Here is a 14,077-nt window from a genome sequence, read left to right on the forward strand (position 1 = left end):
GCGCGAGGATTCCGACGGCGGCGAGCCGCTCCAGAGGGCCGCAAGGCCCCCAAAGTGAGGAAGCGTTGGGAGTTCGACGACGAAACCTGAGGGAGCGTTGGAAAAAACCCGACGAAAGCTGAGGGAGCGTTGGATACGCAAGGGCCCGGCTGCGCTTAGCGCGGCCGGGCCCTTCACGTATTGAACTATGGAATTGGTGCGTCGTTACGCGCGGTGGGTGGCGTCGGACTTCTCCTGCTCGCCGCCGTCCACAGAAGCGTGGTGATGATGGCCGGGGTGGTGCTCCTCGTACTCGATCTCCAGCTCGTCGGCAGAGGTGAGGCCGTTGGGCAGGTCCACGGTGTGGCGGGGGCCGGTGTAGGTGTGCTTGACCCGGAGGGCGCCCCCCGGCCGGACCCGGTTGGGCGCCAAGAAAGACCTTCTCGCTGGCAGAGGACGCCATTTCCAAATTCGAAACCAGAGTTCGAAAGTTCTCTAAATCAGAACCGCCGTCGCGTCGAGGCAACACCAAGCCTGAGGGGGCAGCGCTATGAATCGTTACTCAGTTCCGCTGATTACAGCCGTACTGGGCGGGTTGCTTCTCACCGGTTGCTCGGCCCCATCAGAACTCAAGGCACTCGACCGCCCGGCGACGGCGGAAGACCGGCTCCCGGACGGAGTCGAGGTCAGCGATGTCGAGAATCCGGAAAATGTCCGCCTGCTCGCGGTTGATGACGGGGTCAAGTACTTCGCCGTAAGAAAGCAAGAATCCCATGCGGCATGCCTGATAGTTGTTCCGACCGCCACTCCCCCGATGTGGGGATCGAGTTGCTCGAGCCCGGTGACCGACGGCGAGATCGTCAAGGTCGATGTCCGCGGCGCCGGGTCCACCATGCTCGTCACCGACGGCTACGACACGAACCAACTGCAATCAGAGGGCTGGAAAAAGGTCCACGACAACCTGCTCGTCGCCCGCGGCTAGCCCGGCCAGGACGCTCCCTCAGATCCTGCCGCTTCCACCCTGACGCCCCCTCACATCCTGCCGCTTCCCTCTGGACGGGTCCCGTCGGATTCTGAATGAGCGCTATGGATTGACTGTGGCTCTCACTACCGAGAAGAGCCTGGCGTAGTTCGGGCACACGCTCAATTTCTCATCAGCCGGAACACGCGCACCGTCCAGTGCCACGTTCTCCCCCTCGGACAGGGATGAACCATCCGGCAGAGCAAGTGATTCGCCCCTGAAAGCAGTGCCTTCCGGGAAGACCAGCGTTGTCGTTTCTCCGTCGCGAGTGCGCACCACGATGCATCCGGCCACGTCCGCCGCCAGGCTGCCGATGAGCTGGCCGCTTTCCTCGGGAGCGGACGAGACTCCGGCGTGCACCACGGCCTTCTTACCTCCGGCACTTTGCACCACCGCCGTCGGCATTTCCTGCTGAACTGACGGCTCGGCGGACGCGGCTGCGGGTTCCTCCTGCGGCGCCGAACATCCAGCAAGCAAAAGCGCGATCGCCGCCGCAAGACCGAAGGCAGCCCGGTGCACCATCGCTGCCCCCTTAAGATTCGACGCCGATCCCTGGCCCCCAGCATAGGATACGGGCAACGGCCGCTCGTCAGCCGCCGCCGGCTTAAGTGCGAAAAACCTTCCCCCGGAGGCCGTCGCCGAATACCGTAATGCCTGACGACCCTATTTGGAGGCACCGATGCGCAAAGTGACCGCCGGACTGTTCCACTCCGTGGACGGCGTAGTGCAGGACCCGTTCAAGTTCCAGTTCGACAGCTTTGATGAGGACCTTGGCAAGGGACTGACCAAGATGATCAACACAGTGGACACGGTCGTCCTCGGGCGGGTCAGCTATCAGGAATGGGCGGGCTACTGGCCGAACGCTTCCCGGGACGAGGACTTCGCCGCGTTCATCAACCCGGTGGAAAAGTTCGTCGTATCGCGCACCCTGTCGGAGCCGCTGGAATGGGAAAACTCGCACCTGATCGAGGCACCGCTGGAGGAGTTCGTATCAGATCTTAAAAAGCGCGACGGCGGCGAGATCGCCGTATGTGGCAGCATTTCAGTCACGCGACAATTGCTGTTCGCCGGCCTCCTCGATGAGTTGACCCTCATGACGCATCCAGTCGTGGCCGGCAGCGGGCGGCGGCTGTTCGAGGACGGCGACCCGCTGACCAGGCTGGAACTCAAGGACCAGTACAGGACCAGCAAAGGCAACGTCGTCAGTACGTACATCCGTCGCACCGACTGACGCTTGGACGCCTCCTGCTGCCGGCACCGGCACGGTCAGGTTCGGAGCGTCTTGAGTGCGGTGGACCAGGAGATGAGCTGGTCGAGCAGCGGCTTCAAAGCCTCTTCAGCATCATCGCTCGGCGTGAAGACGGTGTAGTTCTCGAACTCTGACGCGAAAGGCAGTGCCACCTGGGCCCGGACGCCAGCCATTTGCAGTTCGGCCGTGATCAGGCGGAGATTTTCGACGGCCCGCACTCCCCCGGCACTTCCGTAGCTGACAAATCCCGCGGCCTTGTTGTTCCACTCTGCGTATAGGAAATCCAGCGCGTTCTTCAGGGCACCGGGAACGGAGTGGTTGTATTCGGCGGTCACAAAGATGAATCCGTCGAAGCGCGAAATCACCTCCGCCCACACCTTCGTGTGTTCGTGTGCGTACTGACCCATCGAAGGCGGTACGGGCTCATCCAGCAGCGGAAGGTCGTAGTCCGCCAGATCAAGCAACTCGAAGTCCGCGCCTCCCCGGGCACTGGCCCGGGAGTACACCCACTCCGCCACCTGCCGGCTGCGGCGCTGCGGACGCGTACTCCCGATGACCACCGCTATCTTCACCATCATTCGATCCCCTTCATTGCGGTGATTCCTTGATACAGCGGCGGAGGCCGGGAAGCCATAGCCAGGATCTTCACCTGCAGCAACGACTGAGGAAGCGTTCGGGAAAAACCTGCAGGACGTGAGGAAGCGTTCGGGAAAAACCTGCGGACGTGAGGAAGCGTCAGGGAAAAGACGCCCAAAAGTGAGGGAGCGTTTCATCTCGACGTGCCCGCATCGCGGCTTGCGTCGCAACGTCGTTGCAGCTAAAGCAACGCCCTCGCGCGCGGTCAAGAGCACAATTCGGCGCCCGACTTGACGGTCCTCGCGAGAAACAGGAGTAAACCGCCTATTGACGGTGAGCTGGGTCACGCCTATCCTGGTGCAACAGTGTTGCAACAGAAGCAACCCCAAAGTTCTCATTGGTGGACACATGGAACACCCGATAACCCAATCGGCCGGAGCAGCAAAGTCGCTGAGCTCCCAGCCCGCAAAAGAAGCACCCCACACCGGCGACGAAGTCAGCAAGGACACCCGACGCCGGGTCATCACCGCGAGCTTCATCGGCAACTTCGTCGAATGGTTCGACTACGCCGTCTACGGCTACCTGGCCGGCATCATTTCCACGGTCTTCTTCCCTGAAGCAGACCGCCAGACAGCACTCCTGGCAACCTTCGGCGTCTTCGCCATCTCCTTCTTTGTCCGCCCCCTGGGCGGCTTCTTCTGGGGCCACATCGGCGACCGGCTGGGACGGCGGAAAGCACTGTCGCTTTCGATCGTCATCATGTCCGTGGCCACTTTCTGCATTGCCCTGATCCCCGGCTACGGCACCATCGGCCTTCTGGCGCCGGTGCTGCTCCTGCTGGTCCGCGTCGTTCAGGGATTCTCCGCATCCGGCGAGTACGCCGGCGCCTCCGCCTTCCTGGTGGAGTACGCACCGGCACATCGGCGCGGACTCTATGCCGCCGTCGTACCCGCAAGCACCGCGGCGGGCCTGCTCCTGGGCAGCCTGCTGGCCGCGCTCCTTACGAGCGTCCTCAGCGAATCCCAGCTGCACGACTGGGGATGGCGACTGCCGTTCCTGCTCGCGGCGCCCATGGGCCTGATCGGCCGGTACATCCGCACCAAGCTCGAGGACACCCCCGCCTTCCGCGCCCTCGCGCAGGAGGACCACGGCACCAAAAAGCCCGCCCGGGACATGTTCCGGAACAACCGGAGGCAGCTGATCATCGCCACCGGCGCGGTGCTGCTGAACGCCGTCGGCTTCTACGTCATCCTCAGCTACATGCCCACCTACCTCTCCGAGGAACTGGGCTTCGGAGCCGGGGAATCGTTCCTGGCCACCACCATCGCCCTGGCCAGCTACATCGGCTTCATCTTCCTCACGGGCATCGCGTCGGACAAGTTCGGCCGCAAGAGGATGCTGATCACCGCGTCCGTGCTGTTCATGCTGCTGACTGTGCCGGCGTTCATGCTCCTGAATACGGGCAACTTCCTGGTGATCGTGCTGGTCCAGATACTCCTGGGCGGCATGCTCACCCTCAACGACGGCACCCTACCCAGCTTCCTGGCCGAACTCTTCCCCACGAAGACCCGGTACAGCGGCTTCGCCGTCAGCTTCAACCTCTCCAACGCCCTGTTCGGCGGCACCGCCCCGTTCATGGCCACGCTCCTCATCGGCCTCACGCACAACAATCTGGCCCCCGGCTGGTACCTCGTGGCCGCCTCACTGGTTTCCCTCATCGCAGTCCTGTTTGCCGTGGAGACTTCCAAGAAGCCCCTGCAGCAGCACTGACAACACCCACCCGAGAAAGAAAAGGAAAGAACAGAATGACCATTACCGAGAATGAAGCTGTCAACGACGTCGCCAAGCTCGAGCGCCTCAAGGTCCTTAACAACGGCGAGAAGGTCTCGCTGACCTTCTCTGACGCCGAGTTCGAGCGCCGCATCGCAGGCCTGCGCAGCATCATGGCAGAGAAGAACCTGGACGCCGTCGTCCTGACCAGCTACCACTCGATCAAGTACTACTCCGACTTCCTGTTCACCTACTTCGGCCGCTCCTACGCCATGGTGGTCGCCAAGGAGGACACGGTCACGGTCACCGCAAATATCGACGCGGGGATGCCCTGGCGCCGCAGCTACGGCGAGAACCTGGTGTACACGGACTGGCGTCGGGACAACTACATCCACGCCATCCAGGAAATCCTGCGCACCCGCGGCATCAGCGTCCGCCGGCTCGGCGTCGAGGACGACTCCCTGCCGCTGGACAACCGCAACAAGATCCAGGCCGCGTTCGGATCCGCCACCCTGGTGGACGTCGCACAGGCCGCGATGCGCCAGCGCATGATCAAGTCCGCCGAGGAAATCGAGGTCATCAAGCACGGCGCCCGGATCGGCGACCTCGGCGGCGAGGCCATCCGCAACGCCATCACCGCCGGCATCACCGAGTACGAGGTGGCGCTCATCGGCACCGAGGCCATGGTGCACGAGATCGCCCGCACGTTCCCCAACTCGGAGATCCGCGACACCTGGGTCTGGTTCCAGTCCGGCATCAACACCGACGGCGCGCACAACTGGGCCACCACGCGGAAGATCCAGGAACACGACATCCTGAGCCTGAACTGCTTCCCCATGACCTCCGGCTACTACACGGCTCTGGAGCGGACGCTGTTCTACGGCGAACCGGATGCCCGTTCGCTCGACCTGTGGAACATCAACGTCGAGGTCCACCGGCGCGGCCTGGAACTCATCAAGCCCGGCGCCGTCTGCAAGGACATCGCCGCCGAGCTCAACGAGATCTACGTCTCGCACGGCCTGCTCGCCAACCGCACCTTCGGCTACGGCCACTCCTTCGGCGTCCTCAGCCACTACTACGGCCGCGAAGCCGGACTTGAGCTCCGCGAGGACATCGACACCGTCCTCGAACCCGGCATGGTGGTCTCCATGGAACCGATGATCACGGTCCTGGACGGCCAGCCCGGCGCCGGCGGCTACCGCGAGCACGACATCCTGGTGGTGGGCGAGGACGGCGCCGAGAACATCACCAAGTTCCCGTTCGGCCCTGAGCACAACATCATCGGCGCCTAACACCTGGGTAACTGGGGCATGCCCTCCCCCGCCGTCCGTTGTCAGCAAGGCTTTTGTTTTAGCAGCCTTGGGTTAAGTACGACGACGGCGGACGGCCGGGAGGGCATGCCCGCCCCGCTTCCGCATGGCAATAAGAGCGGACGCACGACAGCGAAGAAATATAGTGAACACCATGACTCCCCCGGCAACATCCGCAAATCCCGTCCCCGACGCAGGCAAAGACGCAGGCAACGGCGACGCCCGCGGCGCCTCGGTGATAGTCAACGCCATCGCCGTGCTGCGCAGCTTCACCGCGGACGAGCCCATGCTGGGCGTCACCGAGATCGCCAGCCGGGTGGGCCTGCACAAGAGCACTGTGTCGCGGATCCTCTCCACGTTCGAGCAGGAGCACCTGGTGGAGCGGGACCCGGATACGCGCCGCTTCCGCCTGGGGCTGGGCCTGATTGCCGTAGCTGGTCCCCTGCTGGCCGAACTCGAGGAACGCCGCGTGGCCTACCCCGTGCTGCGGGAACTCACCGAACGCACCGGCGAAACCAGCGCGCTGATGGTGTGGAACGGCACCGAGTCCATGTGCGTGGAGCAGATCGCGAGCCGCCAGCAGGTCAAGCACACCACCCCGCTGGGCGCACGCTATAACGACGCCCTGAGCGCCTCGGTCCAGATTTTCCTCGCCGCCGAACAGCCCGAGCGAGTGAGCGCCCTGCTCCGCAGCGGCACCGTCACCCTGCCCGGCCTCGACGACCACTCCGTCGAGGAGTACCTGCAGCGGCTCGAGGAAGTCAGCAGGCGCGGCTGGGCAATCAACTACGGCGAGACGTCCATCGAGGAAGTCGGCATCGCGGCACCCGTGTACGACCACCGTGGCGACATCGTAGCTGCGGTGCTCGTCCCTGCGCCCCGGTTCCGGGTCTCCCCCGATACGCTGCAAAGCCTCGGCGAAGCCTGCGCCGCAGCGGCCCGGCAGGTCACCCAGCGCCTGGGCGGCGTGGCCCCGAAGCAACGCCGCAGCGCGTAGGCGGCACCGCCCCAAGGCGGAGGCAGCATCTTGCCCAGTGCTGCAGCGCAGCTACGGGATTGTGGGCCTACGAGGCCAAACGCTCACGTGCGTTGTGTCCAGAGCCGGCCGGTTCAACACCGCGTTCGGGCTGGTTGATTTCGGCCCAGACTGCATCGAGTGAGAGGCCCAGGACATCGGCGATCGCAGCGATGGTCGGGAAGGCTGGGGTCGCTACGCGGCCAGACTCGATCTTGCGGAGGGTCTCCGGCGAGACACGTGCATCCAGCGCGGTCTCGAGCATCGAGCGGCTTCCCCTGGCGCGGCGCAACAGGGCACCGAGGCGCTCTCCGCGCTCGACCTCTGCTGATGTAAGCGGCAACCTGACCATGGCTCCAATTCTAATACCGGGATAATATGGCCGGTATAGTTATTGGTAGATGAGAAGGGCACAGCATGATCGAGATCCTGAACCCCGCCGAACTGGCCCGAGCAAAAGAGTCCGGCGCCTTGGTGGCTGACATTCTGCACACGCTGAAGAGCCGCAGCGAGGTGGGCACGAACCTCCTGGAAATCGACCGCTGGACCCAGAGCATGATCCGCGAGGCCGGAGCGGAGTCCTGCTACGTCGACTACGCACCGTCCTTCGGACGCGGGCCGTTTGGCCACTACATCTGCACAGGTGTCAACGACGCCGTGCTCCACGGGCTGCCACGCGACTACACGCTTGCCGACGGCGACCTGCTGACTCTCGACCTCGCCGTCTCCAAAGGCGGAGTCGCTGCAGACGCCGCCATCAGCTTCATCGTGGGCAATTCAGAGCCCGCGGAAAGCGTCGCGATGATCGACGCGACCGAACGGGCATTGAGCGCAGGGATAGCAGCTGCCGGACCCGGAGCCCGCATCGGCGACATCTCCCATGCCATCGGCTCGGTCCTCAGCGAGGCGGGGTACCCGATCAACACCGAGTTCGGCGGTCATGGCATCGGATCAACGATGCACCAGGACCCGCACGTTCCAAACACCGGACGGCCTGGCCGCGGGTACAAACTGCGCCCGGGCCTGATGCTCGCACTGGAGCCGTGGGTCATGGCGGACACGGCCCAGCTCGTCACTGATGCCGACGGGTGGACGCTCCGGAGTGCCACAGGCTGCCGGACGGCTCACAGCGAACACACGATCGCTATCACTGACGATGGAGCCGAAATCCTCACCTTGCCGAGGCACAACTAGCCACTTGAAGGAGCGCAGGCCTCGGGCCCCTTCATATTGTCTGGTCCTACTCGACGATGTCCTCGGCGATGTCCTCTGCCCACAGGTCCGGGTTGTTCTCCTGAAAGGTGCGCATCATGTCCACGCAGCGCTGATCATTCAGGACCACCACCTCCACGCCACGTGACCGCAGAAGCTCGAATTCGCCGTCGAACGTGTGCGCTTCACCCACCACCACGCGGGGAATTTTGAACTGAATAATGGTTCCGGTGCACATGGCACACGGGGCGAGGGTGGTGTAGAGCGTGGTGTCCCGGTAGCTCTTCTGCCTGCCGGCTGCACGAAGTGCGGACATCTCGCCGTGCGCGATCGGATCGCCGTTTTGGACTCGTTCGTTGTGTCCGCTCGCGATGACCACGCCATCACGGGCGAGGGCTGCTCCGATGGGGATGCCGCCTTCGCGGAGGCTTTTATGGGCGGCTTGGTAGGCGGCTTCGAAGGCGGTGTCTGCGGCTCTGTGTGGCTGCGGGGAGGCCGTTTGCTGCTGTTCGAGGGTCATGCGGCCATTTTCGCAGGCGCAAGACCGGGTTCTAAGCGTCCGACCCACTGATAGCTCGGCTTCAGCAGCTCAACAGTCTTGGCGCGGTCTTGCCACCCGCCACGACAAGCTCGCACTCACCAATCGTGGCGGAGCCGTTCCACAAGCCACCATCATCTGGCTAACAGCTCCAGGAGACAGCTCTGGGAGCCCTTTCTAAGGTGCTTCTGTCTCAGTGGCAGCCGGCACAGCATCCGGTACAGCCGCTAGTGCCGGAGTCGTGGCCGCGGGAGCCGGCACAACAACCGGAGCCGGTGCTGGCGCTGGGGTAACCGTGGGTGCCGGCGCATCAACCGGAGCCGGAGCGGGCGTAACCACGGGAGCCGGTGCGACAGCCGGTGCCGGAGCCGGCGTAACCACAGGAGCCGGCACAACAACCGGAGCCGGTGCCGGCGTAACCACAGGAGCCGGCACAACAACCGGAGCCGGAGCCGGCGTTACTACGGGAGCTGGCGTTGCCGGCTTGGGCGCAACAACCGGAGCCGGAGTTGCCGGCTTAGGCGCGGCCACCCTCGGTGCCGGAACCGGCTTTGCCGGCTCGAGCTTGGGCGCTACAACCCTCGGTGCCGGAACCGGCTTCGCTGGCTTGGACTTGGGCGTGGGCGTGGCCACCTTCGGCGCCGGAGCCGGAGTCACCGTCTTGGGCGAGGCCACCCGCTGCACCGGAACCGCGGCCCGCCAGGATGAAGGCTGCGCTGCGGAAACAGGCATGGCGGCAGCTGAGGAGGACCTTGCCGCCGAACCGACAACGGCAGGCGATCCGTGTTCATCGTTCACTGCGGCATGGCGGGCGCTGGCCTCCACCGGAACAGCCCAGGAGGGCGTCTCCGTAGCGGTGCTGGGTTTCCGATAGTCGGTCATCTTGATGTTGGCGACGGGCCCCGAGTGACGCAGCCGCAGCAGAGTCCAATTGTCGGGGTCCGTGTGTTTGCCGTTCAAAATGGTTTCGAAGTGGAGGTGGCATCCGGTTGATGACCCGGTGGTCCCGACCCTGGCGATGAGTTGCCCTACTTGGACCGACTGGCCGTTCTTCACACCGATGCTCTCAAGGTGGTTGTACGTGGTGATCAGGCCGTTGCCGTGATCGATTTCCACTCTGTTGCCGCCGCCCCACGGATGCCATCCCACAGCCCGCACCACGCCGGCATCCGCTGCATACACGCGGGTTCCGCATGCCGCGGAGAAGTCCTGGCCCCAGTGAAACTCACCAGCCGAGCCGGTGATGGGACTCGTCCGCAGCCCAAAGTGGGAGGTGGGGGTAAGGACCTCCAACGGCGCCATCAGGTTTCCTGCCGCGGGGCGTCGCACCGTGCGTGAAGCGGCATGGAGTTTTTGGCTCACTGGCTTTGCCGCCGTAAAGACCACGGTACGGGTGTAGGACACGAAGGCGTCCGCGGAGGCCGAGACGGCACCGGCAGTTGAAACGGAGGTGCCTGAAACTGAGGTGCCTGCAGCCGAAGCAACGGCAGCCGAGGCCACCATGGCCGATCCGAGGGGCACGCCGACGGAGGTGTCACCGCGCATGCCGGCCGGCACCTGCCCGGATGAAAGACCGGACGAAAGAACCGGGCCAGTGCCCTGGAATCCAAAAGCATAGACCGCCAGGAACGCCGCGCCCGCGCCAATGCGAACGGCACGACTCAGGACGGGACGACCCAGAACGGCATGACATAGGTCCTGAGGCGTGCGCCGGACAGTGGCAGGTGCCAGATGCTTTGACATTAGATCTCCCCATAAAAGGCCGCCGGATGCTGGTGGATGGCGGCATGCTCCTAACATGGGAGCATGCCGGGCGGGCCAGCGAAACCGATACGGCCGCATATGTGGATAAGCTCAGAAAATCTTGACCGGGCCTTTCCCGAACTGCGCAAATCTTCAGCTGACGTTGAGCAATCCGGTGCGGCCGCAACCCTAACCCTCACCAGGAATCAGCCCGAGAAAATACCCGTAGTCCCCGGCATCCAACGGGAGTATCCTGGGTCGAGCCCGGCCCGTGACGCCCGGCCAGCCCCCTCCAGAAAAACAGCAAGCACCGGCGCCCCTCCCGGCAACAGGAACCAACAAAACTAGCGCACAAGTGTCAATGTAGACCGCCCAGGAGGGCCCCGTGCCTGCGCCCAGCAACCCCAGCAACCCCACCCACAGCGCCCAAAGCAACAGCACCACCCCCATCCCCCAGCCGCCGCCGAAGCCCCTGGTAGGCAACCTGCCCGATATTGACACCAGCCAGGGTGTCATGGGCCTGGTGGAAGTGGCCGAGGAGTACGGGCCCATCGTCCGCATCCAGGTGTTCAACCGCGGCATGGTGGCGCTTTCCTCCCAGGAGCTCGTCAACGAGGTCTGCGACGAGTCCCGCTTCGGCAAGGTGCTCGGAGTCTCACTCCGCGAGGTCCGCGACTTCGTGGGCGACGGCCTGTTCACCGCGGAAACCGAGGAACCCAACTGGCAGAAAGCACACCGCATCCTGATGCCCGCCTTCGGCCCAAAGGCATTAACCAGGATGTTCGCCGGCATGGACGACGTCCTCGAGCAGCTGCTGCTCAAGTGGGAGCGGCTCGGCCCGACGGCGAGGATCGACGTTGCGGACAACACCACGCGGCTGACCCTGGACACCATTGCCCTGTGCTCGTTCAGCTACCGGTTCAACAGCCTCTACCGGGACGAGATGCACCCCTTCATCGGGGCCATGGTCCGAGCCCTGGTGGAGTCCAAGGACAGGTCCACGCGGCTGCCGGTGCAGAACAAGCTCATGATCCGCAAGCGGCACCAGCTCGACGAGGACAACGCGCTCATGCTGGAGGTGGCCGAGCAGCTCATCAGTGACAGGCGCCGCAACCCCAGTCCGGAAGGCAGCGAGGACATCCTGGACACCATGCTGAACGCGGCGGACCCGGTGACCGGCGAGCGCCTGCCCGAGGACAACGTCAAGATGCAGATGGTCACCTTCCTGGTGGCCGGGCACGAGACCACCAGTGGCCTGCTCACGTTCACCATGTACGAATTGCTCCGGAATCCGGAAGTGCTGAGGAAGGCCCGTGCCGTGGTGGACGAGGTCCTCGGCACCGAGGCGGCACGGTTCGAGCACCTGCCAAGGCTGGGGTACCTGGACCAGATCCTCAAGGAGACGCTCCGGCTGTGGCCCACCGCCCCGGCGTTCAACGTGGCGCCGTACGAGGACACCGTGATCGGCGGCCAGTATGAGGTCGCCAAGGGAACGCCCCTCATGGTCCTGATCCCGCAGCTGCACCGGGACAAGGCGGCGTGGGGCGAGGACGCCGAGCTCTTCAACCCAGATCGCTTTTCCCCCGAGCGCGTCGAGTCCATTCCGGCCAACGCGTGGAAGCCGTTCGGCAATGGCCAGCGCTCCTGCATCGGCCGCGGGTTCGCCCTGCAGGAGGCCATGCTGTTCCTGGCCAAGGCCCTGCAGCGCTTCGACATCACCCCCGCGGATCCCAGCTACGAGCTGCACATCAAGCACACCCTCACCATGAAGCCGGAAGGGCTTTACATACACGTACGACGGCGGGACGTCCGGATAGGCGCAGCGGCGAGTGCCGCCGTCGTACAGGAAAAAACAGCGGAAACGCCGGCGGGTGCTGCCGCCAACGGCGTTCCGGTGCGCGTGCTGTACGGGTCGAATGCGGGGACCTCCCGTGACTTTGCCCAGCGGATAGCGAACGACGCCGGGCGGCGGGGCTACAGCCCCAGCATCACTTCGCTGGACGACGCGGCCGGCGGGCTGCCCACGGTGGGACTGGTGGCCGTCGTCGCCTCCTCCTACGAGGGGATGCCACCGGACAATGCCAAGAAGTTCATGACCTGGACCGCGAGCCTGCAGCCGGGCACTCTGACCGGGGTCCGGTACACGGTGTTCGGCAACGGCAACAGGGACTGGACGCGGACCTACCAGGAGGTGCCCAAGGCCATCGACGCGCGGCTCGAGGCGGCCGGGGCGGAGCGGATTTACGAGCGCGGCGAGGCCAACGCGCGCGCCGACTTCTTCGGCGATTTCGAGGAGTGGTACGCGGGATTCTGGCCTGCGGTGGACGGCGCCCTCGGGCAGAAGACCGCCGCCCCGGCCGGGGAGCCGCAGCTGGAGGTCCAGTTCGTGGGCAACGTCCGGGATGCGCTGCTGCGCCAGAATGAGCTGGCGGTGGGCACCGTCGTCGCGAACCGGGAGCTGGTGGACATGACAAAGCCGGGCGCACGGTCCAAGCGGCACGTGGAGATCGCGCTGCCGGAGGACATGAGCTACCGGACCGGCGACTACCTGGCGGTGCTGCCGCTGAATCCCAGCGACCTGGTCCAGCGGGCCCTCACGCGGTTCAGCCTGGACTACGACTCCCACGTGGTGCTGGCCATGGAGCACGGGGACACGTTCCTGCCCACCGGCACACCCGTGGCCGTGGGCGAGCTGCTGAGCAGCTATGTGGAACTCGCGGGTCCGGCCACCCGGCCGCAGCTGGAGCAGCTGGCCGAGGTTGCCGGGGATCCTGCCGAGCGCGCGGAGCTGGAGGCCCTGGCGCAGGACCGGGAACGGCATGCGGCGGAGATCGTGGACAACCGCATCTCGCTGCTGGACCTGCTGGAGATGTACCCGTCCTGCCAGCTGCCGTTCACGTCGTTCCTGCAGCTGCTCACCCAGCTGACCCCGCGGCGGTACTCGATCTCGTCCTCGCCGCTGTGGAGCCCCGACCACGCGACCCTGACCTTCGCCGTCGTCCAGGCCCCGGCGTGGTCCGGGCGGGGCACCTTCGAGGGGGCCGCCTCGACGTACCTGGCCCAGGCGCGGCCCGGGTCACGGGTGGCGGTGCAGGTGCGCCCGTCCAACGCGGCGTTCCATCCGCCGGAATCGCTGGCGGTGCCGGTCATCATGGTGTGCGCCGGGACCGGGCTGGCGCCGTTCCGCGGCTTCGTGCAGGACCGGGCACTGCGGGCACAGGCCGAGGGGATCGAGCCGGCACCTGCCCTGCTGTTCTTCGGCTGCCGGGCACCGGACACCGACTTCCTCTACGCGGCGGAGCTCGCGTCCTGGTCGGAGCAGGCCAATCTGGATCTGCGGCCGGTCTTCTCCAAGGCACCCTCGGACGGGCAGAAGTATGTCCAGCACCGGCTGTGGGCAGACCGGGCGGACGTCAAGGAGCTGGTGAAACAGGGGGCCACGGTCTACGTCTGCGGCGACGGGAAGAACATGGCGCCGGAAGTCCGCGAGACCTGCGCGCGCATCTACCAGGAGGCCACCGGCGCGTCTGCGGAAGACGCCGACGCGTGGATGGACGAGGTGGAGCGCAGCCACGGCAGGTACGTGGCGGATATCTTCACGTAAAGGGGCGGGTTGCGTCGCGTCACGAGTTGCGCAGGGACCAGGAACGCCCACGACGCAGGG

At 65.1% G+C, this 14,077-nt stretch carries 13 protein-coding genes; 7 read left to right on the top strand and 6 right to left on the bottom strand.

Translation table 11 applies throughout. The features are described from left to right. Positions 1-204 precede the first annotated feature (204 nt). Positions 205-411 carry a hypothetical protein gene (locus QFZ33_RS20070; RefSeq protein ID WP_307030301.1) on the bottom strand — a complete coding sequence of 69 codons (207 nt, stop codon included), beginning with the start codon at positions 409-411 and terminating at the stop codon, positions 205-207. 118 nt (positions 412-529) lie between these two features. On the opposite strand from QFZ33_RS20070, the gene QFZ33_RS20075 reads away from it, so the two are divergent. Beyond that, positions 530-961: a hypothetical protein gene (locus QFZ33_RS20075; protein ID WP_307030302.1), complete on the top strand. Its 432-nt coding sequence runs from the start codon at positions 530-532 to the stop codon at positions 959-961. 102 nt (positions 962-1,063) lie between these two features. On the opposite strand, the gene QFZ33_RS20080 is transcribed toward QFZ33_RS20075, so the two are convergent. Then, the gene (locus QFZ33_RS20080; RefSeq protein WP_307030304.1) at positions 1,064-1,522 is read right to left on the bottom strand and encodes a hypothetical protein; all 459 of its coding nucleotides are present in this window, start codon (positions 1,520-1,522) and stop codon (positions 1,064-1,066) included. 157 nt (positions 1,523-1,679) lie between these two features. On the opposite strand from QFZ33_RS20080, the gene QFZ33_RS20085 reads away from it, so the two are divergent. Next, positions 1,680-2,231, top strand: a complete 552-nt coding sequence (locus QFZ33_RS20085; protein ID WP_307030305.1) for a dihydrofolate reductase family protein — start codon at positions 1,680-1,682, stop codon at positions 2,229-2,231. Between the two features lie 35 nt (positions 2,232-2,266). Here the strand turns inward: QFZ33_RS20085 and QFZ33_RS20090 are convergent, their stop codons facing one another. After that, complete coding sequence (locus QFZ33_RS20090; RefSeq protein WP_307030307.1) at positions 2,267-2,827, bottom strand: NADPH-dependent FMN reductase; 561 nt, start codon at positions 2,825-2,827, stop codon at positions 2,267-2,269. A gap of 406 nt (positions 2,828-3,233) precedes the next feature. Between QFZ33_RS20090 and QFZ33_RS20095 the strand changes: the two genes are divergently transcribed. The 3 genes from QFZ33_RS20095 to QFZ33_RS20105 all read left to right on the top strand — a co-directional run bounded on the left by QFZ33_RS20095 (position 3,234) and on the right by QFZ33_RS20105 (position 6,902). Then, a complete protein-coding gene (locus tag QFZ33_RS20095) occupies positions 3,234-4,595 on the top strand; it encodes an MFS transporter (RefSeq protein WP_307030309.1) in 1,362 nt (453 codons plus the stop codon). A gap of 35 nt (positions 4,596-4,630) precedes the next feature. Then, the gene (locus QFZ33_RS20100; protein WP_307030311.1) at positions 4,631-5,887 is read left to right on the top strand and encodes an aminopeptidase P family protein; all 1,257 of its coding nucleotides are present in this window, start codon (positions 4,631-4,633) and stop codon (positions 5,885-5,887) included. Positions 5,888-6,059: 172 nt separating this feature from the next. Next, on the top strand, positions 6,060-6,902 hold the full coding sequence (locus QFZ33_RS20105) for an IclR family transcriptional regulator (RefSeq protein WP_307030313.1): 843 nt from the start codon (positions 6,060-6,062) through the stop codon (positions 6,900-6,902). Positions 6,903-6,969: 67 nt separating this feature from the next. On the opposite strand, the gene QFZ33_RS20110 is transcribed toward QFZ33_RS20105, so the two are convergent. Further along, on the bottom strand, positions 6,970-7,272 hold the full coding sequence (locus QFZ33_RS20110; RefSeq protein WP_307030315.1) for a helix-turn-helix domain-containing protein: 303 nt from the start codon (positions 7,270-7,272) through the stop codon (positions 6,970-6,972). A 65-nt stretch (positions 7,273-7,337) separates the two neighbouring features. On the opposite strand from QFZ33_RS20110, the gene map reads away from it, so the two are divergent. After that, on the top strand, positions 7,338-8,114 hold the full coding sequence (gene map / locus QFZ33_RS20115; RefSeq protein WP_307030317.1) for a type I methionyl aminopeptidase: 777 nt from the start codon (positions 7,338-7,340) through the stop codon (positions 8,112-8,114). 46 nt (positions 8,115-8,160) lie between these two features. On the opposite strand, the gene QFZ33_RS20120 is transcribed toward map, so the two are convergent. Together QFZ33_RS20120 and QFZ33_RS20125 are read right to left on the bottom strand one after the other, a co-directional pair. Next, positions 8,161-8,652: a nucleoside deaminase gene (locus QFZ33_RS20120; protein ID WP_307030318.1), complete on the bottom strand. Its 492-nt coding sequence runs from the start codon at positions 8,650-8,652 to the stop codon at positions 8,161-8,163. 195 nt (positions 8,653-8,847) lie between these two features. Continuing rightward, on the bottom strand, positions 8,848-10,215 hold the full coding sequence (locus QFZ33_RS20125) for a M23 family metallopeptidase (RefSeq protein WP_307030320.1): 1,368 nt from the start codon (positions 10,213-10,215) through the stop codon (positions 8,848-8,850). A gap of 583 nt (positions 10,216-10,798) precedes the next feature. Here QFZ33_RS20125 and QFZ33_RS20130 point away from each other — a divergent pair. Beyond that, positions 10,799-14,017, top strand: coding sequence for a bifunctional cytochrome P450/NADPH--P450 reductase (locus QFZ33_RS20130; RefSeq protein ID WP_307030322.1), 3,219 nt, complete (start codon positions 10,799-10,801; stop codon positions 14,015-14,017). Positions 14,018-14,077: the final 60 nt, after the last annotated feature.

It is taken from the genome of Arthrobacter globiformis (assembly GCF_030815865.1).
Classification (GTDB): Bacteria; Actinomycetota; Actinomycetes; order Actinomycetales; family Micrococcaceae; genus Arthrobacter; species Arthrobacter globiformis_B.

What these genes read in the sequence shown, in the direction of transcription:
- QFZ33_RS20075 (WP_307030302.1), top strand. Translation starts at nt 530, where the DNA reads ATGAATCGTTACTCAGTTCCGCTGATTACAGCCGTACTGGGCGGGTTG.
- QFZ33_RS20080 (WP_307030304.1), bottom strand. Translation starts at nt 1,522, where the DNA reads ATGGTGCACCGGGCTGCCTTCGGTCTTGCGGCGGCGATCGCGCTTTTG.
- QFZ33_RS20085 (WP_307030305.1), top strand. Translation starts at nt 1,680, where the DNA reads ATGCGCAAAGTGACCGCCGGACTGTTCCACTCCGTGGACGGCGTAGTG.
- QFZ33_RS20090 (WP_307030307.1), bottom strand. Translation starts at nt 2,827, where the DNA reads ATGATGGTGAAGATAGCGGTGGTCATCGGGAGTACGCGTCCGCAGCGC.
- QFZ33_RS20095 (WP_307030309.1), top strand. Translation starts at nt 3,234, where the DNA reads ATGGAACACCCGATAACCCAATCGGCCGGAGCAGCAAAGTCGCTGAGC.
- QFZ33_RS20100 (WP_307030311.1), top strand. Translation starts at nt 4,631, where the DNA reads ATGACCATTACCGAGAATGAAGCTGTCAACGACGTCGCCAAGCTCGAG.
- QFZ33_RS20105 (WP_307030313.1), top strand. Translation starts at nt 6,060, where the DNA reads ATGACTCCCCCGGCAACATCCGCAAATCCCGTCCCCGACGCAGGCAAA.
- QFZ33_RS20110 (WP_307030315.1), bottom strand. Translation starts at nt 7,272, where the DNA reads ATGGTCAGGTTGCCGCTTACATCAGCAGAGGTCGAGCGCGGAGAGCGC.
- map (WP_307030317.1), top strand. Translation starts at nt 7,338, where the DNA reads ATGATCGAGATCCTGAACCCCGCCGAACTGGCCCGAGCAAAAGAGTCC.
- QFZ33_RS20120 (WP_307030318.1), bottom strand. Translation starts at nt 8,652, where the DNA reads ATGACCCTCGAACAGCAGCAAACGGCCTCCCCGCAGCCACACAGAGCC.
- QFZ33_RS20125 (WP_307030320.1), bottom strand. Translation starts at nt 10,215, where the DNA reads ATGCGCGGTGACACCTCCGTCGGCGTGCCCCTCGGATCGGCCATGGTG.